The following is a 21,512-nucleotide window of genomic DNA, read 5'->3' as shown; positions in this document are numbered from 1 at the left end:
ATGAAATTAAAAAAAATTTATTTAACTTTTTTGGGTGTTTGTATTTTGGTAGTTTTGGGTTTATGGATTTACGGTTTTCTTTCCCAAACTTCCAAACAAAACGATTTGCCGCAAAATAATTCGTTAACACCTCAAAAAAAACAAGAATTAGATGAAATATCAAAATATCTCGAAGAATTAAAAAAAACTAATGAAGCACAAATCGAAGAACAAAGAAAAAACCTTCAACAAATACAACATTTAGACCAACAAATTAAATTAAATTTAGATATAATAAGTGATTGCAATATAGAAGTCCAAACCTTAACAACAAAAAAAGAAACAAAAGAAACTAATCTTAAAAACAAAGACTTAAAAGAAGAAAATAAAACCAAATTACAAGAAGAAATTAACTCTTTAACCCAAAAACTCCAAGAAAATAAAGATAAAAAAGAATCTATTAATAAAAAAACTTTAGACTTAATCGAACAAAAAAAACAATTATTAACTACAAAAAATAATAACCAAGAAAAAATTAAAACTATTACTTCTCAAATCACCAAAACTAGTAAAAATTTATTTATTAATGAAAAACTTCAAAGTTTGAAAGAAGCAATGGTTTTGAATAACGCCAATAAAAACATCATTAAAGATTTAATGATTCAAAACAAAGATAATGTTGAAGAATTCCAAAATTTAAAAAGTTATGATTTGTTTTTAGACGGTCAATTGATCCAATTTGATAAACAAATTAAACAAATGCAAGAAGAAATCAAAGCTTTACAAAATAACACTTCTTATCAAGGTGAAAAAAAGAAAGTTATGTTTTCTGATGTCTATGGAATGAAACAAGAAAAAGAAGAGTTAGAAGATTTAATAGAATATTTTAAAGACGACAATGCTTCTATGGTTAATTTTGACAAATTAATTCCTAGAGGATATTTATTATATGGTCCTCCTGGCACTGGAAAAAGTTTTTTAATTAAAGCTTTATGCAATGAATTAGGAATACACTATATTGAATTAGAACCATCAAGATTTGATAAGACTTACGTTGGTGAAGGCAACGAAGAATTAGAAAAAATATGGCAAGAAGCAGAAAATCATGATAAAACTATTATATTTATTGATGAAATTAGTGGACTTGCCAATCGCGCAGATAACCAATCTAACAAAACAAGTATTAATATTATTAATAATTTATTAACTAAATTAGATGGCTTTAAAAGAAGTAATAAAAAAATTGTCTTAATGGGAGCAACTAACCATTTAGACAAAATTGATAGTGCTTTAAGAAGTAGATTTAGCAAAGAAATTAAAATTGATTTATTAAAAGATGATGAAATTGAAGGCTTTTTACAATTTTTAGTAGCTGATTATCAAATTAGTTATCATACTTATCTTCATTTGAAAGAAATTGCTAATAGATGCAAAGGCAAAAGCTATTCTACTAGAAACTTAAAAGAAAAAATAATTGATAGTGCTTATATTAAAGCCAAAAAATACAAACGTAAAAACCCTAATCATGAAGTTATGTTAGCTTCTGATTTAGATGAAGCTATAAACACTTTCCAAAATATTAAAGTTTCTGAAACAACTAAAGAAGCTAGAAGAAAAGAATGTGAAGATCAATATGTAGAATGGAAAAAAGGTTTATTAAAATACTTAAAACCACCCAAAGATAACACCCAAGTAAAAATCAAATACACCTTCTATGGCTTAGATGGTTTAGGCAAGGGACAACACCAAGAATATGAACCAACTGACATCCCACCTTTTTACAAAAATCCTTTCAATAAATGGAAATATAAAAACGACCAAATTGATTATTTTGAAACTTTTAGCGACCAACGTAAACGCGAAGATTCACAATTCATAGTATCATTAATCCCACGCACAACCAATCACACTATAGAAATCCAATATAAGGGACCAAAATGGTTATTTGAAGAAGATAAAGATTTTTACATAGATGAATTTAAATGTGATGAATTTGAAAGTATTGAAAACTTTGATGGTAAAATTAGATACAAAAACTACTATCTTCACTTCAACCCAGTCAAACAATACATTACCCTTTATACCAAGAAATTTAATACTAAAAATGATGAAAATAAATAAAAATTAGAAAGAGAGAGAATAACATGGCTAAAAAAATAATTAAATCAAAAAAACCAAAAAAACAATCAAAACTTCAAAAAAATGTTGTTAAAAAAAATAAAATAACTAAACCTTCAAAAACTATCATCAAAAAAATTATCAACCAACCAACTCCAAAAATTACTTCCCCCCAAAAGGTTATTATTACAAAACCAAAAAAAACAGTTAAAAAAACAACCACCAAACCAACTATAATTAAAAAAACTTCAACAAGAATTACTAAAACAACCCCAAAAACTACAAAACCAATTCCCAAAACCACCCCACCACAACCTACAAAAATAATTGTAGAAACTCAACAAAAACATGATAATTGGTTTAAAAGAATCCTCAAATCAATTAGAAATACTATTTTTGTTATATTACCACTTATTTTAATAATAGTTGCTTTATGGTTTATTATTGCTAATTTCTTCCCTGAAGCGGCTGCTAAAATAGACCCAGTTATTAAAGGCGCTTGGGAAAATGCTAAAAATTTAGCTAATTGGCTAAATGAAAAAGGAACAAATTTTTTAAAATGGTTAGGATGCTTACCAAAAGTTGCTAGTTTGATATTTAGTGGTATTATTATCACAATTGGCCTTATTTTAGGGCTAGCTTGTTTTGGTATTCCAGTGATAGGACCCTTTATAGGGAGCACAATATTAATTGCAACAGCTATTTATACAGGAATAATTGTTGGGGATAATCAAACAACCCCTAAAGAAGACTCCCCGCCAAAACCCTTAGTAGAAGTTTATGATCTAGATGCTATTAAAAAAGAAGAAGAAGCGAAACTAAAACAAGAATTAAAAGAATACGCAACCGAATTGCAAAAACAAGGTAAATCATCAGAAGAAAATGAAAAACAAACCAACAATAAAAAAGAAGAACTATTACAAGATCTTCAAAAAAAAAAAAAATAAATCAACCGAATTAAATGATGAAACCCTAACTCCTCAGCCAACTTTAAAACAACCAATTCATAAACAAAACCTAATTACCAATAAAACAAATACCAAAAGTTTATTAAATCCCAACATTCAACAACAAGTAGATGAAATATTACAACAAGAAAAAGAAAAACAAAAGATTTTACAACAAGAAAAAGAATATTTAAACCTCAATTTTCAAGCGCAACAATTAGAAAAAGCATCCCTTGAAGATAAAATAATAAATTTAGAAGCCAACATTAAATCTAAAGAAACAACATTACAAGAAACTAAAGATTTATCTGATGAAGAAAAAGCTAAATTACAAGAAGAAATTGCATCAATTAAAAATAATCTTAAAAATCAAAAAGATCTAATAATAAAAAAAGATAATGAATTAGTTGCATCAAAAGAAAAAATATCAATTTTAGAAAAACAATTGGCTTCTAATATTCAAGATGTAGAACAATTAAAAGCAGAAATTACCAAAAAACAACAACAATTAGAAGAAAAAGAACAAAAATTAAGCGAACAAAAAGACTTATCAGCAAACGAAGTTAAGCAATTAAATGAAGAAATTAATAATTTAAAAAATAACATCGAACAAAAACAAGTAAATTATCAAGCTCATTTATTAATTAAAGAAGAAGAAATCAAACAATTACAAGAAAACGAAAAAAACTTAAAAGAACAATTAACTAAAAAACAAGAAGAAACCAAAAACCTAAGAGAACAACATGTGAAAACTTTGGAAGAAATCCAAAGACAAATTACAAATTACAAAAAAACCGTTTCTGAACTTGAAAACGAAACCTTGAAACTAAAAGAACAAATTGAAAAAAATAAAGAAAACGCTAAACAATTACAACAAGAATTATTAAATAAACAAACACAAATAAACACTATTAATCAAGAATTAGTTAACCTTTCAAATCAACAAACCTCTTTACAACAAGAATTAAGTAACCTAACTCAAACTTATGATGAATGGCAAACAACTTGCGACCTCAAAGCTAATCAGGATATTAATGAAGATAGGATTAAAGATGAAGCAATATACTATTCTCCTGTCCCTTTTGCAGTTGAAATAACCCCAACTGTAAAACTAGACAGAAATAATCAACAAATACCAATAGGCAAGACACGAACAATAGAAAGTCTACCAATAGAAATTAATGGAGTCACTTTTTATTATATAAGACCTTGTTTTACTTCAGATAAAATATACTTCATCGATAAAAACAGGAGCGTTTGGAGTAATTATATCGATAAATTGATAGGTGGAAATCGTTGGCAATTAAAGTTTAATCAAAATGTAAGCACCACCCCTCCACCAAATAAACTCAATAATTATCAATCTGTATTGCAACAAAAAACAAACAATTTGAATGAAATTACACAAAAATTATCAAATAAGCAACAAGAATTAAATAAATATCAACAAGAAATAAATGATTTAATTAATAACCAACAGCCTGATGATATTTTACAACAGGAATTAAATAATAAAGAAACTCATATTAAAACTTTAAAAGGCGAAATGCAACAACTAGAAATCCAAGAACAAGGTTTTAGAAGTGAAATTGATACTTTAAAATTAGAAAATAAAAACCTAAAAGAAAAATATAATAATTATTTAAACAAAATCAAACAAGAACTTGATGCAACTAAAACCGAAAACAAACAACTAGAAAAAGAAATGCAAGAGATACAAGATGAATTAGTTAAAAACGGTAATGCTGATAAAACATTAGTTAAACAACTAAACGAAAAACAATCTAAAATCAAAGAGCTAAATGGTAAAATTAATAACTTAGAAACCAATGAGGAACAATTACAAACAATCATCAAACAAAAAGATGAAGAAATAAATAAACTACAACAAACTATCCAACTTCAAGCCCAAGAAATTCAAAGATTAACAATTGAATTGGAACGTCAAATAGATCTTTTCGCCGAACGAGGTAAAAAGATTTTACAATTAGAAGGAACAATTAAAGCCTTAGAAGATGCCAATAGTGGCTTAAGTGGAACTAATAAAGAATTACAACACCAAATTGATAAGTTAAAAAACGAATTAGAAACCGAAAAATTAGCACATAAAGATACCAAAATAACATTGGGAAACCAAATAACTGACTTAAATTCCAAAATATCTGATTTAGACAATAAAAAAGAACAATTAAAAGATTCCTCAATAACTTGGGGAACAACTGTAGATAGCACAATAACAGCAGCAAACATCGGAGGAGCTACATACTCAGGAGCTAAATCAGGAGCTATAATTGGAAGTGCACTTTTACCTGGTCTCGGAACGGCTGCAGGTGGTTTTTTGGGAGGCATAATTGGTGGCGGAACTGCTATAGCTACTAAATGGGACACAGTTAAAAGGTGGTGGCCTTGGTAAATGTTAACAATAAAGCTATCTAATTTAGTATTTGTGATAAAATAAGTTTGTTAGTTTTTGTATTATTTAGTAATTAGTAAAAAATTAAAAAAAGGAAATTAATTATGTATATTATAGGAATAATAGTTATTTTAAGTTTAATTGGGGGGTTATTTGTGGTGGCTCCTTTATGGATATATTTTATCTCAAAAAATGTCAATAATAAATTAAATAACTTAGAAAATATAAAAAAACAAATTGAAATTAATCAAGAAAAATTAAATCAAAAAATAACTGAATTATCAAATAATAAAGTTTTATCACCACAAGATAAAACTTTATTACAAATTGAAATAAATTCAATCCAAACTGAATTAAACCAACAACAAACAGATTTATCTCAAATTCAGTTTTCACTCGGCAAATTAAAAATAAAAAACTTTAAAAAAACAAATCCTAAAAAAATTATAATTATATATTATGGTATTGTGCTAAGTATATTTGCTATTTTTGGTGGTTTTATATTTTTAGACAATAAATACGACATAACAAACTCCAAACCTAAAATTTATCCCATCCCTGATAAAACAACTGAAGTAAAAGAAGAATATTTTTACGGTCATCAAATTCATGAACGATACCCAATTGACAAAAAATACCCCATACCTTCAAATGAAAAACCATATTTAGGAGCTGATGGAAAAACATGGTATTTATATAAAAATTCAACTGAAACTCTTAAAGGTATCCCAATGATTGTCATAAAATACACCTTCTATGGCTTAGATGGTTTAGGCAAGGGACAACACCAAGAATATGAACCAACTGACATCCCACCTTTTTACAAAAATCCTTTCAATAAATGGAAATATAAAAACGACCAAATTGATTATTTTGAAACTTTTAGCGACCAACGTAAACGCGAAGATTCACAATTCATAGTATCATTAATCCCACGCACAACCAATCACACTTTAGAAATCCAATATAAAGGGCCAAAATGGTTATTTGAAGAAGATAAAGATTTTTACATAGATGAATTTAAATGTGATGAATTTGAAAGTATTGAAAACTTTGATGGTAAAATTAGATACAAAAACTACTATCTTCACTTCAACCCAGTCAAACAATACATTACCCTTTATACCAAGAAATTTAATACTAAAAATGATGAAAATAAATAATAATTAAGACCAACTATAAAGTTGGTCTTTTTCATTAATTTGAATGAAATGTGATATCTTCTTAAATAAACAATCTAAATTTTAATTTTAAAATACCACCCCTAAATCAGGAATGCTCTTAAACGCATTATTTTGCCCCTCTCGCTGCGTTTAAATCAATCCTAGGGTAATAACCCTAGGATTGATTTAGACCCCCTTTAAATTCAATTTAGCCTCTAAGTGACCTTCAAAAACCCTTGTAAATACGTACTTTTATTTTTTACAATTTTGACATAAATTAAAACGAATCATTTTTTAACCTAATTTAGACCCCCTCATTTGAGGGGTCATTTTTTTATTTTTAAGGGAGATTTTTTTGATCGTTTTTTGACAACTTTTTTTCATTTTTTCGGCCTAACTATATAGTGTAGGGATAAAATATTTAAAAAAATATATTAAAATATATAATATAAAGAATAAGAAAGGAAATAAATATGAAAACATCAAACATTCCCAACAAAAACCAAATTAACGTTTTTGATGTTGCTCTTTACATTGTTAAAAATAATCCTCATCCAACTACTAAAATGAAACTAAATAAAATGATTTATTACGCTCACGCAAAATATTTAGTACAAACAAAAAAACCTCTTGTAAAAGAACAAATCCAAGCTTGGATTTATGGTCCTGTTTTTCCTGAATTGTGCGCACAAGTGAAAGAATTTACTTATAAACCGTTAAATCCCGATTCTTTATCAATGGGAGATGAAACTAAAATAAATGCCACTCAAAAACAAATCCTTGATGATATTATTTCATTATACGGCAATAAAGAAGCCAGTTTTTTAACTCAACAAACTCACGAAGAAGACCCATGGAAAAACATATATTATATCAATTCCGATTGGTCTAAAAACATTATTAAAAACAAAGATATTTTAGAATATTTTTCTAAAAATACTAAACACATTTGTTAATATGGAACAAACAGTTAATATTTTTTTTCGTTATCGATTCGATCAAAATTTAACAGATATTTCAAGTTTTAAAACAATAAAAGGTTTTAAACAATTTTTAGAAAAAGTTATCTCTCCTTTAAATAAATATATTGAGTATACATGGTATCAAATCAAAAAAACACATAATAAAGGTCCTAGATATCATGTAGTCCAACCTAGCACCCTTTCTCGAAAAGGGTTTGCTCGTGTTGTTAATCTTTCTGAAGATGAACTTATTTTCCAAATATCTCTTAATTTGCAAGAACGTGTTTATGGTATAACTGTTGGTGAATATTTTGTTATTATCGCCTATGATCCAAACCATAAAGGAAATACAAAGAAAAAATAATTAACCAACCCAAACTCGATCAAATGATAAATAATATTAAAAAAATAGAAAAGCAATTAAGAAACATAAAAAAATATGTTAAAATATATAATATAAAGAGGGTTCAAATACTTTAGAACAAACAACTCATTTAATCACTATCGTTAGCATCCACAAGAAGAAGTTTCAAACATCTTAATGAAGGTGATTATAATGGAAAAAATAATTACAAAAAAGATACCCCCTAAATCAGGAATGCTCTTAAACGCCCCTGATTTTGGATTTCTCCCTTTTGGGACCCTCAGATAACCCAGTAAAAGCCTCACTTTCAATTTGAGCATTTTGAGGTTAATTTAAAACGGATCGTTTTTTTAAAACTAATTTAGACCCCCCCCTCATTTGAGGGGGTATTTTTTTATTTTTTTTCACTTTTTTTTATTTTTTATCTCTTATGTCATCATTTCGCTAATGTTTATGGTCGGGCTTTTGTCATTTAACCTTATTAGAAACATATATCATTAATATTATTTTATTTAATATTAAATAAAATAATATTAATGATACTAATTAAATATAAAAACCCTTAATAGGTTTTTATATTTAATTAGTATATATAAATTTATTATAATATATCACAATTTATAATGTTTAGATAAAGTATATTGTCTAACCAGGTGCCCGCCAAATTATTAAATTTGGCGGGCAAATTAAAAACCCCCTAAATCCCCAAAGGGGACTTTATAGGAGGAGGGTAAGAGTTAATTTGGCTGTACTTCGGCGGCCGCCTAGTTCGCTCTGCTCGTCTTAGAATACTAATCATATTATATAATAATTTAATTAATACAATATTTACAAATAAATATTATAAAATTTAAAATATAGAAGGATGCTAAATATGATATAATTGATATATATATTATAACTTATTATTATACAAATAAAAAAATAAAGGAGTTGAGATTATGAAAAACAAAAACCAAATCAATGTTTTTGATGTGGCAAATTATATTATTGAAAACAATCCACATAAAACCACTCATATGAAATTACACAAAATGATTTATTATGCTTATGCTAAATATTTAGTAAAATGTGGTTCACTTGATAGTTTTAAAGATTCTTTTAGAGCTTGGGTGTATGGTCCAGTTTTACCTGAATTATATAAAGAATTTAAAGAATTTACTTATTTACCTATTAATAAGCTATCCCCAAAAGGAAACATTAAAAAAATAAATACTTCGGTTGATTGGAAAAATGTTATTGATAGTATTATTGAATTGTATGGTAGTGCAACTGGCAATGAATTATCAGATTTAACTCATCAAGAATTACCATGGCAGCTGGGTTATAATAGCGGTGGTAGTTGGGATGAAAATGTTATTTCAGATGAAATTATTTATAAATATTTTAAAAACAATTTAAATAGGATTCAAAAATAAAATGGTTTGATAGGTTTGGCGGCAAAAAATTTATTTATTCTTTTGATAAAGAATTGACTATATTATCTTATTTTAAGAAAATGAAAATTAAAAACTTATTTGAAGAGGTTTTATTTCCTCTAAATTATCACATTTCACACAAGAATTTTTCTGATGTTTTTAATAATAAAAATCATTTTCATAAAGTGAAAAGTGAAAATTTAAAAAATCATTTTAGTGATATTTTATCTAAAGCAAACGATAATGATGTTTATCAATTAGGACTCGGTAAACAAAAGCGTCTACTTGGAATTATTATCAATTATGTTTTTCATATTATTGGATTAGACTCAGAACATATAATTTAAACAATTTCTATTTTTATATTTTTCAACATATAAATTAACTCCTTTCTCTTGGTGCTTTGACACTTTCCAAAAGAATTATTCAACATCTTAATGAAGGTGATTATAATTGAAAAAATAATTACAAAAAAGATACCCCCTAAATCCCAAATGCCTCTTAAACGCATTATTTTGCCCCTCTCGCTTTGATTTAAATACAATTAGGGTAATAACCCTAGTCTTAATTTATACCCCCTTTAAATTCAATTTGTTGATAAAGCAGTCCTCAAAACCCTAGGAAAACACTTACTTTTAATTTTTACAATTTTGACATAAATTAAAACGAATCATTTTTTAACCTAATTTAGACCCCCTCATTTGAGGGGTATTTTTTTATTTTTGAGGAAGATTTTTTTGATCGTTTTTTGACAACTTTTTTTCATTTTTTTGTCTCTTCCAGGAAAAATCGCTAGTGTTTATGGTGGCGATATTGCCCTTTAACCCTGTTATTATATAGCATAACCGACCTAAAATTAAAAACTCCGCATTATTGTGTAAAAAAATTTAACCCATGTCGTTTTATAGGAGAGTTTTTCGTTTTTTCGGCCTATATATATAATGGTATGTTTCTAATAAGGTTAAACCCGTGGGAAAACCTAAACACCAATTCAAAAAGCCCTCTAAGGCTGTTTTGAATTGGGTTGTGATAGATAATACTTAATTCGGGTTTAACCTTATTAGAAACATATATCATTAATATTATTTTATTTAATATTAAATAAAATAATATTAATGATACTAATTAAATATAAAAACCTATTAAGGGTTTTTATATTTAATTAGTATATATAAATTTATTATATTATATCACAATTTATAATGTTTAGATAAAGTATATTGTCTAACCAGGTGCCCGTCAAATTATTAAATTTGGCGGGCAAATTAAAAACCCCCTAAATCCCCAAAGGGGACTTTATAGGAGGGTGTAATAGATTAATTGTAATATTCCTCGGCTGGCCGCCTAGTTCGCTCTGCTCGTCTTAGAATACTAATCATATTATATAATAATTTAATTAATACAATATTTACAAATAAATATTATAAAATTTAAAATATAGAAGGATGCTAAATATGATATAATTGATATATATATTATAACTTATTATTATACAAATAAAAAAATAAAGGAGTTGAGATTATGAAAAACAAAAACCAAATCAATGTTTTTGATGTGGCAAATTATATTATTGAAAACAATCCACATAAAACCACTCATATGAAATTACACAAAATGATTTATTATGCTTATGCTAAATATTTAGTAAAATGTGGTTCACTTGATAGTTTTAAAGATTCTTTTAGAGCTTGGGTGTATGGTCCAGTTTTACCTGAATTATATAAAGAATTTAAAGAATTTACTTATTTACCTATTAATAAGCTATCCCCAAAAGGAAACATTAAAAAAATAAATACTTCGGTTGATTGGAAAAATGTTATTGATAGTATTATTGAATTGTATGGTAGTGCAACTGGCAATGAATTATCAGATTTAACTCATCAAGAATTACCATGGCAGCTGGGTTATAATAGCGGTGGTAGTTGGGATGAAAATGTTATTTCAGATGAAATTATTTATAAATATTTTAAAAACAATTTAAATAGGATTCAAAAATAAAATGGTTTGATAGGTTTGGCGGCAAAAAATTTATTTATTCTTTTGATAAAGAATTGACTATATTATCTTATTTTAAGAAAATGAAAATTAAAAACTTATTTGAAGAGGTTTTATTTCCTCTAAATTATCACATTTCACACAAGAATTTTTCTGATGTTTTTAATAATAAAAATCATTTTCATAAAGTGAAAAGTGAAAATTTAAAAAATCATTTTAGTGATATTTTATCTAAAGCAAACGATAATGATGTTTATCAATTAGGACTCGGTAAACAAAAGCGTCTACTTGGAATTATTATCAATTATGTTTTTCATATTATTGGATTAGACTCAGAACATATAATTTAAACAATTTCTATTTTTATATTTTTCAACATATAAATTAACTCCTTTCTCTTGGTGCTTTGACACTTTCCAAAAGAATTATTCAACATCTTAATGAAGGTGATTATAATTGAAAAAATAATTACAAAAAAGATACCCCCTAAATCCCAAATGCCTCTTAAACGCATTATTTTGCCCCTCTCGCTTTGATTTAAATACAATTAGGGTAATAACCCTAGTCTTAATTTATACCCCCTTTAAATTCAATTTGTTGATAAAGCAGTCCTCAAAACCCTAGGAAAACACTTACTTTTAATTTTTACAATTTTGACATAAATTAAAACGAATCATTTTTTAACCTAATTTAGACCCCCTCATTTGAGGGGTATTTTTTTATTTTTGAGGAAGATTTTTTTGATCGTTTTTTGACAACTTTTTTTCATTTTTTTGTCTCTTCCAGGAAAAATCGCTAGTGTTTATGGTGGCGATATTGCCCTTTAACCCTGTTATTATATAGCATAACCGACCTAAAATTAAAAACTCCGCATTATTGTGTAAAAAAATTTAACCCATGTCGTTTTATAGGAGAGTTTTTCGTTTTTTCGGCCTATATATATAATGGTATGTTTCTAATAAGGTTAAACCCGTGGGAAAACCTAAACACCAATTCAAAAAGCCCTCTAAGGCTGTTTTGAATTGGGTTGTGATAGATAATACTTAATTCGGGTTTAACCTTATTAGAAACATATATCATTAATATTATTTTATTTAATATTAAATAAAATAATATTAATGATACTAATTAAATATAAAAACCTATTAAGGGTTTTTATATTTAATTAGTATATATAAATTTATTATATTATATCACAATTTATAATGTTTAGATAAAGTATATTGTCTAACCAGGTGCCCGTCAAATTATTAAATTTGGCGGGCAAATTAAAAACCCCCTAAATCCCCAAAGGGGACTTTATAGGAGGGTGTAATAGATTAATTGTAATATTCCTCGGCTGGCCGCCTAGTTCGCTACGCTCGTCTTTGAATACTGATCATATTATATAATAATTTAATAAATATATTTTAAAATTAATTTTTAATGCATTTTTGAGTTATAATTGTTTTTGTAATTAAAAAAATATTAAGATAATTGGTGTTAATAATGCAAAAATTAAAACAAAAAATTAAATTATTACAAAATATGATTTTCCATATTCAAACCATTAATAAAAAAATTGTTTTTAAACTGGTTAAACAATTTGTCAAAGATCTCAATTTAACTACTATTTTAAAAACAATTCGTATTAATCGCAGTACTTATTATTATTGGTTAAAAATTAAAGAAAAAATAAAATTAAAACAAGAAAAATATCTTTTGCAACAACAACGTATTCAAACTTTATGTTTGCAACATGAATATTTTTACGGTCATCGCAAAATTACTGATTTATACCAAGAAATTTTTAACGAATTTATTACTAAGAAAAAAGTTTATCTTATCATGAAAGAAAATAATATTTGTTGTAAGTTAAGACCTAAGAAAAATAAATATTATTATCATAAAAATTTAAAATCTAACCTCAAAGTAGTCCCAAATTTAATTAATCAAAACTTTAATACCTCCCAGCCCATGAAAAAACTATTTACCGATATTACTTATTTTCCCACTCCCCAAGGATTTATTTATTTTTCGTGTATTATTGATTCTTTTAATAATCAAATTATTGCCTCCCACACTTCAAACCGACAAAATAAAGAATTAATTTTAAATACAATCAAAAAAATTCCCACTTTAAAAACCCCTTGTATTATTCATTCAGACCAAGGTAAAGTTTATCAATCTCTAAAAGTACAAAAAGTTTTAACTAAAAAAGGGTTTTTAATTAGCATGTCTCGTAAAGCAACCCCACGTGATAACGCTGTCATTGAAAATCTTTTTGGCCAGATGAAAAGTATTTTATCCAACCAACATCCCCTTTTATTCCAAAAAACCTCAACTAAAATCAAAAAAATTATCAATCAATTCCCTTCTTTTTGGAATAATAAATGGATTTTAACTAAATTAAACAATTTATCTCCTTTGAAATACTTTCAAACTTTTAGATAAATATTTAATTATGGATATATAAACTTATAACCTTTGAAAAAGGTTGTTTTGTCATGCATTTTTTTCTACCCAAAACAATAAATTCCGCATTATTGTGTAAAAAAATGAAACCCATGTCGTTTTATAGGTGAGTTTTTCGTTTTTTCGGCCTATATATATAGTGTAGGGATAAAATATTTTAAAAAATATCTTTTGAAACTAGCAAATTATGAAAAAACATTAGACACTTTTTAAGTGTAATGAAATTACTTTGTTAGTTTGAAAAGATATGGAATTATGCCTTTAATATTGGTTCTTAAAGGGTTTTTTTAAAACCAAAAGTTGTATTAAAAAAAGGAACACCTCATAAATATCATCCTGTAGGTTTATTATATCATAATTTAAATGTTTTGTATCTAAAAAACCGTTTTAAAATGCCCTGAATTCATTATTCTTTTAATATTTAATTAATTTTTAATCGAGATTTAGTTTGTTAAAATTGCATAAAATGCAGTGATTTTATTATAATATTACATTTTTTAACTTTAATTTGTGTTATAATTAGCATGAGAATAAATACATTTTTTGATGATTCTACAAAGATGATTTTTAAAATTTATTTATTTTCTATTTTTGTATTTGCCTTTTTAATTTTTTAAATTTTATTTCAATGTTAAGTTGGAAATAAAATCATATAAAGAAAGCAGGTGATATATAAATTATGGTAAAACTCAAAAAACATAAAGCAAAACTGTTAATATTTGCTGGCTTTTGGGCTATTTTGCTATTTTTAAATCACAATTATTTAATTTTTGCTGACCAAGATGATGATATTGAAAACGTGATAACTCTAATTGAAACTAAAGAGAATCAAACAGAACAAATAAAAATACAATGTCAAGATTTATTGCAAAAGGGCGAGAAAGATGCCTAATTTCTTAGTAAATTAACCACTTACAACTGCAATTAGTAATGCAGTACAACATATTTTTGGTCTATTTTGTGAAAGCAAGATAGATTATAGCAGAAAATAAAAGCAAAAAAAACGAGGAACTGTTTATCGTTTGGATTTGCGAGTTGAAAATAGTCATGGAAAAGCTTTGCAATAAGCCTAAGAGAAAAAACGGGCAGTAGCTATAAGGGAAAACAGTTGATACCTTATATTTTAGGGCAGTTTATATATTTTTTGCGTATATAAAATTTACTAACACTTATTGATTTAAGTGGCAAGCAAAATTGCTAAACCTAAAACCACCACAACCACATAATTTTTTTATTTTTGTATATTAATTGTGGTTATCTCTCCTAAAACTATTAAGGTAAGAAATTAGAGTAACTTCTATCTTCCTAAAAGTTATTTGCTAAAAGAAAGTTATTTGATAAAAGTATAAAAGCATCTAAAATAAACTTAAGTGTTTAGGCTCAAGGAAAAAGCAGAATCGTAGTAGTCGTAAGAAATTCAAAGCTTAGCTGGAATGCATAAGTGGACTGACTTACCAAGGAATTTGGGAAAACCAAATACAAGGCGAAAGAAGAAATATATTTTATATAAACGCTGTATGCTTGGAAACTTGCTTGTACGGTGTTGTGCGAGGCTCAAAAAAACCTAATTATTAGCTATAATAATTAAGGCGTTTTGTTTCTATCGCGATAATTACTCAAATCAAAACTGAAATTAATAAATTAGCAGTTAATAATCAAACAGAAATTCAAAAATATTTAAATGATCCCATTTTTATAAATATCCTAGAATTAATTAAAAAAAAAGAAGTAGGAGCCCAACAACAAGTAATTGATTATTTGGAACAAATATATAATTGGGTACAAAAATTAAATACAGATGTTAATAGTATTTTAACATCATTTAAAATATTGACATCAAAAACATTAAAATTTAAAGAAGTTTCTAAAGAGTACGATAATGTTTTAGACAAAATTACAAATATTTTTTCATATATGAAATCAATATCCACATTAAATGATAAAATATATGAACAAGATTCACAAAGCAATGTTTCTGATGAATCATCTAATTTAGATGCAAAAGTACAAGAAGCTTTAGAACAATTGGGTGGAATTAACAAATTAAAAGATCAAAAAGTTCATGTAGATCAATTAAATACTCAATTTAATATTTTAAAAGATCAAAATCCTTTAACTCCTTCAGGTGGTTCCGGTTCTTCTGATGCTTCTGGTGGTGATTCTGATACTTCTCAAAATAATAATTCTAATGTAACCAATAGTTTTTTATTTTTTTTCTTTGTAATATTTATTTTATTATTTGTTGTTTTGATATTGTATTTTATTTTTCAAAATTTTGCAAACACAAAATAACAATTAGTTTTTTAAAATTATAAATATTATTTTTACTAAAATCAAGACTAAATTTCCCAAAACTAAATATTTATGATAATATAAAGACCAACTTCAAAGTTGGTCTTTTTTTATTTTGGGGCTTTTTCAAGGAACAAAACTAGTTTAGTATTTTGTAACAATATAATGGATTGTTTCTGAAATTTCTTCTTTTTCGTTGTATTTATCTATGTAATCAATATCAATGCCGTTTTTAAGATAGTAAGTATGAGAAATCTTTTTTCCATTTTGAAGGCTATATTTAGCTTCATTGTCTATTTTGTTATTGTCTTGGTAATAAATTATTTTTGTTATTTTTTTAGTATTTTGATCAAGATATATGACACAAAATAAAGTCCCTTGTTGTGTAAAGTGTTTTATTTGGAGGCATTTTTTAGTTTGGGGGTTGTATTTTTCAATGAAATTAATAGTTTTTTGATTTGGGTAAAAAGTAGTTTTTTTGATTAAATTGTTTGTTATTGAATCGTATATATTTATCATTTGGGTATTTTCGTTTGAGTTTGTAACAATTAAATTATTTTCGTTTGAAATTAATTTATTTTGGTTAACTATTTCATTATTATTTTCTTTATTTGGTTTATTTTCTTGGATAATCGGATTTGGTAGTTTTGTTGATTCTTTTTTTTGAGTAAATATTTTATCTTTGTGTTCTTTGTTATATAAAATAAAACTACTTAAAAACATTATAATAACCATTAAAATAAGGCACAATATGTGAATTAATTGCCATTTATGCTTTTTTTGTTTGTGTTTGTCTTTGTGTTCTTTGGGAGTTGTTGTGTCTTTTTGGTCTTTTGTTTCTTTTTTTACAAATTTCATAAAATTACTTTTCTTTTTTGTTATAACTTATCAAACCCCATTTATGCTACAACTTATTTATAAAATTATAAATTATAAAATTGCTAAATTACCAAATTATCATTGCTAAATCTTTAAATCTTAAAACAAAAAGCACAAATCATAGATTACAAATAAGTACTCTTATTATACAACATATATTGTTATTTGCATTAATATTTTTAAAATTACTCAATATTTTAATATTTTAGCAGTTTTTATTTGTAAATTGATGGAAAAATACAAATATTTAAAATAAATAAGCATATTTGTTGTTTTTTTTTTTTTTTTGATGTTAAAATATAGTTAATTAACAATTTGTTTTTTCCTTTTTTGTTATTTGTTAAAAATTAGATTAAAAATATTATTTGTAATTGTATATTTATAAATTAATAGATATAAGTATATTTATAAGTAATTTTATAATTATAATTAATATTTGCAAATCGTTAAGTTATTAATGCTTAATATACAACAAAAATAAAAGAAAGGATTTTTTTTATGTAAAAGTAATAATTTCACTATATTAATTTACAAACTGGCTTGCATAATATCTAAGTTTTTCCAAATGCTGCAAAAATAGCTAAATTGAGCTTTATAAGTTTTTAAATATTTTAAATTGTTTATCTTTTGGAAACTGATCATCATATTAAAAATTTATTATTTTTACATTTTGACAATAAAAAACAATTTCTTATTTAGGATAAGAAGAAAGGCAGTTGTTTTAAAAGTGACACAACAAAAACAAAAAACAATTATTATGTCTAGTTGTAATTATATCTGGATTTTTATTTGTATTATTAGCTATTCTTATTATTGATCCTTTTGGATGGTTTAAAAAAACAAAAACACTACCTCAAACTCATTTAGAAACTACATATAATCCCCCATATCCTTTTGTTGCACCAGAAACATTTAGTCTGGATTATGATAAATTAAATGTAGAACAAACTATTAATAAAGTCAATGATATTTTAGAAGAAACATCATTAGAAGAAAATAATATAAAAATAATTAAATTAGATAATGAAATAATTAAAAATAACTTTAATGAAATTCCTAAAAATAAATTAGAAACTGATTATTTGGAAAGAAAAAGAAAAGATTATATTGAAGATAAACAAGCTCAAAATAAAGAAAAGATAGAGAATTTAACAACAGAAAAGAATCAAAAAGTAAATAATAAAGACGAATTACATAATCAAATAATTCCTTTGAAAAATCAAGAATTAGAAGCAAAAAGCAAAAAAACACAATTAGAAAACAATTTAGAAACTTTAAAAAATAACAATACTACTTTGCAAGGACAAATTACAAATTTGGGAAATTAAATCCAAAACGAACCAAATTCTACATCAAAAAATTACTCAGAAAGCAATTTAGAAGAAATAAGAAGGAATAATAGTGATATTCAAGAACGAATTGGAAATATATAAAGCGCCGTTCAATCTAATCAAACTCAAATCAATAATATTACAAATAACGAACTTCCCCCAATTCAAACTCAAATTACAAATGTTCAAGAAAACTTAAGTCCTTTAGTGAAAGAACACAAACATTTAATAGAAGAAATAAAAGAATTAGAATCACAAATAAAATGTTTAAATAAATTTAATAAAAAACTTGAATCTTTTGATATATACCAATATAGCGAAAAACCCCAAAACCATTTTAAAAAATGTCAAACTTGTCAACAATGGAAAAATTGCATAGACAGCGAATTTAAAACAACTTTTTATCCTATGGTTAAAAAAGAAAGAGATGCTTTATTATTTCAAGTAACCCTTATTAAAACTAAATATCTTTTATTAGCTATTAAAAAAATAAGTAAATATTACTTTGAATTAAAACATTTATTAGACTATAAAAAAGAAGAAATAAAAAAAATTGTTTTGCAGGCCAAAATTCTATTTTATATTTAGAAACTACTTTTTATCAAACTCAACATCATCTTATTTCTTTAATGTCAATGTTAAAAGGAATTGAAAAAGCAAATAAAGAAAAAAACCTTCTTTTGAATATGATGATTTATTTTCTAAAACAGTTAGATTTTTAAATATAATTGATTCTCTTTCAAAAGATGAATCACTTAAACATCAATTTGAAAAAGAAGAACCAAACCTACAAAGTAAAAACTTGCAAAACGATAAACTCGATAAATTGTTGCAAGACAGAGCAAATGACCGTTATTTACCACCAATTAGAAATCCACAATAACAAAATGCATTTATAAATAAATTCAAACAAATCTTTATGGATGAAGAATTTCAAGAAGACGAATCTAAACCCGAACCTGCATTTATACAAACTTTTAAAAAAAATCAATTTTTTAATAAAAATAAATCTGAATCTTGAGGTGTTCCGTTTTTTTAGACACTTTTTTATTTCAAAATTACTCTTTAAGACTTAAAATTAAATAGATAATTTCTTATCTTTTCAAACTAACAAATAATTTCATTAAACTTAAAAAGTGTCTAATGTTTTTTCATAATTTGCTAGTTTCAAAAGATATTTTTTTTAATATTTTATCCCTACACTATATATATAGGTCGAAAAAATGAAAAACTCTCCTATAAAACGACATGGGGTTCATTTTTTTACACAATAATGCGGAATTTGTGATTTTTATAGAAAAAAATGTACAACAAAACAACCTTTTTCCAAAGGTTATAATTTTATATATCCATAATTAAATATTTATCTAAAAGTTTGAAAGTATTGCAAAGGAGATAAATTGTTTAATTTAGTTAATAACCATTTATTATTCCAAAAAGAAGGGAATTGGTTGATAATTTTTTTGATTTTACTTGGTGTTTTTTGGAATAAAAAGGGATGTTGGTTGAATAAAATACTTTTCATCTGGCCAAAAAGATTTTCAATGACAGCGTTATCACGTGGGGTTGCTTTACGAGACATACTAATTAAAAACCCTTTTTTAGTTAAAACTTTTTGTACTTTTAGAGATTGATAAACTTTACCTTGGTCTGAATGAATAATACAAGGGTTTTTTAAAGTAGGGATTTTTTTGATTGTATTTAAAATTAATTCTTTATTTTGTCGGTTTGAAGTGTGGGAGGCAATAATTTGATTATTAAAAGAATCAATAATACAGGAAAAATAAATAAATCCTTGGGGAGTGGGAAAATAAGTAATATCGGTAAATAGTTTTTTCATGGGTTGGGAGGTAGTAAAGTTTTGATTAATTAAATTTGGGACTACTTTGAGGTTAGATTCTAAATTTTTATAATAATATTTATTTTTTTTAGGCCTTAACTTAAAACAAATATTATTTTCTTTCATGATAAGATAAACTTTTTTCTTAGTAATAAATTCATTAAAAATTTCTTGGTATAAATCAGTAATTTTACGATGACCGTAAAAATATTCATGTTGTAAACATAAAGTTTGAATACGTTGTTGTTGCAAAATATGCTTTGTTTCTTTTAATTTTAACTTTTTTTCAATTTTTAGCCAATAATAATAAGTACTTCGATTAATACGAATTGTTTTTAAAATGGTAGTTAAATTTAGGTCTTTTGCAAATTGTTTAACCAGTTTAAAAACTATTTTTTTATTAATAGTTTGAATGTGAGAAACCATATTTTGTAATAATTTTATTTTTTTCTTTAATTTTTGCATCATTAACCCCAATTATCTTAATATTTTTTATTCATTACAAAAATAATTATAACTAAAAAATGCATTAAAAATTAATTTTAAAATATATTTATTAAATTATTATATAATATGATTAGTATTCTAAGACGAGCAGAGCGAAGTAGGCGGCCAGCCGAAGTACACTACAATTAACTATTACCCTTGTCCTATGAAGTCCCCTTTGGGGATTTAGGGGTTTTTTAATTTGACCGTTAAATTTTTTAATTTGACGGGCACATGGTTAGATAATATATTTTATCTAAACATTATATGTCATGATATAATATAATAAATTTATTATTTATAATTAAATATAAAAACCTATCAAGGGTTTTTATATTTAATTATTATCATTAATATTATTATATTTAATATTAATGATAAATCTTTCTTATTAGGTTAAACCCGAATTAAGTATTATCTATCACAACCCAATTCAAAACAGCCTTGGAGGGCTTTTTGAATTGGTGTTTAGGTTTACCCACGGGTTTAACCTAATAAGAAAGATGTACATTATATATATAGGTCGAAAAAATGAAAAACTCTCCTATAAAACGACATGGGGTTCATTTTTTTACACAATAATGCGGAGTTTTTGATTTTAGGTCGGTTATGCCAGATAATAACAGGGTTAAATGGTAATATAACTATCATAAACACTAGCGATTTTTCCTGAAAGAGACAAAAAAATGAAAAAAAGTTGTCAAAAAACGATCAAAAAAATCTCCCTTAAAAATAAAAAAATGACCCCTCATTTGAGGGGGTCTAAATTAGGTTAAAAAAATGATTCGTTTTAATTTATGTCAAAATTGGAAAAAATAAAAGTAAGTGTTTTCCTAGGGTTTTGAGGACTGCTTTTTCATTAAATTGAATT

The 21,512-nt window shown here is 25.4% G+C and carries 17 protein-coding genes; 15 read left to right on the top strand and 2 right to left on the bottom strand.

Annotated features, from left to right (window positions below):
• The 13 genes from HGD80_RS01265 to HGD80_RS01205 all read left to right on the top strand — a co-directional run bounded on the left by HGD80_RS01265 (position 1) and on the right by HGD80_RS01205 (position 16,105).
• A complete protein-coding gene (locus HGD80_RS01265) occupies positions 1-2,100 on the top strand; it encodes an AAA family ATPase (protein WP_219475251.1) in 2,100 nt (699 codons plus the stop codon).
• 23 nt (positions 2,101-2,123) lie between these two features.
• Complete coding sequence (locus tag HGD80_RS01260; RefSeq protein WP_219475250.1) at positions 2,124-3,044, top strand: hypothetical protein; 921 nt, start codon at positions 2,124-2,126, stop codon at positions 3,042-3,044.
• A complete protein-coding gene (locus HGD80_RS01255; protein WP_225904401.1) occupies positions 2,980-5,457 on the top strand; it encodes a hypothetical protein in 2,478 nt (825 codons plus the stop codon). Before HGD80_RS01260 ends, HGD80_RS01255 begins: the two co-directional genes overlap by 65 nt.
• Before the next feature lie 104 nt (positions 5,458-5,561).
• Positions 5,562-6,620 carry a hypothetical protein gene (locus tag HGD80_RS01250; RefSeq protein WP_219475247.1) on the top strand — a complete coding sequence of 353 codons (1,059 nt, stop codon included), beginning with the start codon at positions 5,562-5,564 and terminating at the stop codon, positions 6,618-6,620.
• 473 nt (positions 6,621-7,093) lie between these two features.
• On the top strand, positions 7,094-7,576 hold the full coding sequence (locus tag HGD80_RS01245) for a Panacea domain-containing protein (protein ID WP_219475245.1): 483 nt from the start codon (positions 7,094-7,096) through the stop codon (positions 7,574-7,576).
• Position 7,577: 1 nt separating this feature from the next.
• Positions 7,578-7,946 (top strand): hypothetical protein, encoded by a 369-nt coding sequence (locus HGD80_RS04770; protein ID WP_225904400.1) that lies wholly within the window; start codon positions 7,578-7,580, stop codon positions 7,944-7,946.
• Between the two features lie 941 nt (positions 7,947-8,887).
• Positions 8,888-9,364, top strand: coding sequence for a Panacea domain-containing protein (locus HGD80_RS01235; RefSeq protein WP_219475203.1), 477 nt, complete (start codon positions 8,888-8,890; stop codon positions 9,362-9,364).
• 80 nt (positions 9,365-9,444) lie between these two features.
• Entirely contained in the window at positions 9,445-9,711 is a 267-nt protein-coding gene (locus HGD80_RS01230; protein WP_219475243.1) for a hypothetical protein, read from the top strand.
• Between the two features lie 1,174 nt (positions 9,712-10,885).
• Positions 10,886-11,362: a Panacea domain-containing protein gene (locus tag HGD80_RS01225; protein ID WP_219475203.1), complete on the top strand. Its 477-nt coding sequence runs from the start codon at positions 10,886-10,888 to the stop codon at positions 11,360-11,362.
• An 80-nt stretch (positions 11,363-11,442) separates the two neighbouring features.
• Positions 11,443-11,709: a hypothetical protein gene (locus HGD80_RS01220; RefSeq protein WP_219475243.1), complete on the top strand. Its 267-nt coding sequence runs from the start codon at positions 11,443-11,445 to the stop codon at positions 11,707-11,709.
• 1,138 nt (positions 11,710-12,847) lie between these two features.
• Complete coding sequence (locus HGD80_RS01215) at positions 12,848-13,792, top strand: IS3 family transposase (RefSeq protein ID WP_219475240.1); 945 nt, start codon at positions 12,848-12,850, stop codon at positions 13,790-13,792.
• A 700-nt stretch (positions 13,793-14,492) separates the two neighbouring features.
• Positions 14,493-14,705 (top strand): hypothetical protein, encoded by a 213-nt coding sequence (locus tag HGD80_RS01210; RefSeq protein WP_011160837.1) that lies wholly within the window; start codon positions 14,493-14,495, stop codon positions 14,703-14,705.
• 866 nt (positions 14,706-15,571) lie between these two features.
• Positions 15,572-16,105, top strand: coding sequence for a hypothetical protein (locus tag HGD80_RS01205; protein WP_219475239.1), 534 nt, complete (start codon positions 15,572-15,574; stop codon positions 16,103-16,105).
• Positions 16,106-16,249: 144 nt separating this feature from the next.
• Here the strand turns inward: HGD80_RS01205 and HGD80_RS01200 are convergent, their stop codons facing one another.
• Positions 16,250-16,963 (bottom strand): DUF2963 domain-containing protein, encoded by a 714-nt coding sequence (locus HGD80_RS01200; RefSeq protein ID WP_225904399.1) that lies wholly within the window; start codon positions 16,961-16,963, stop codon positions 16,250-16,252.
• 1,103 nt (positions 16,964-18,066) lie between these two features.
• Here HGD80_RS01200 and HGD80_RS01195 point away from each other — a divergent pair.
• Entirely contained in the window at positions 18,067-18,312 is a 246-nt protein-coding gene (locus HGD80_RS01195; RefSeq protein WP_219475236.1) for a hypothetical protein, read from the top strand.
• 210 nt (positions 18,313-18,522) lie between these two features.
• Positions 18,523-18,903: a hypothetical protein gene (locus HGD80_RS01190; RefSeq protein ID WP_219475234.1), complete on the top strand. Its 381-nt coding sequence runs from the start codon at positions 18,523-18,525 to the stop codon at positions 18,901-18,903.
• Between the two features lie 775 nt (positions 18,904-19,678).
• Here the strand turns inward: HGD80_RS01190 and HGD80_RS01185 are convergent.
• Positions 19,679-20,620: an IS3 family transposase gene (locus HGD80_RS01185; protein ID WP_219475589.1), complete on the bottom strand. Its 942-nt coding sequence runs from the start codon at positions 20,618-20,620 to the stop codon at positions 19,679-19,681.
• Positions 20,621-21,512: the final 892 nt, after the last annotated feature.

Source organism: Paulownia witches'-broom phytoplasma (assembly GCF_019396865.1).
Lineage (GTDB): Bacteria > Bacillota_I > Bacilli_A > Acholeplasmatales > Acholeplasmataceae > Phytoplasma > Phytoplasma asteris.
Note: the sequence above shows the minus strand (reverse complement) of the source record. Positions and strands in the feature narration are given on the sequence as shown.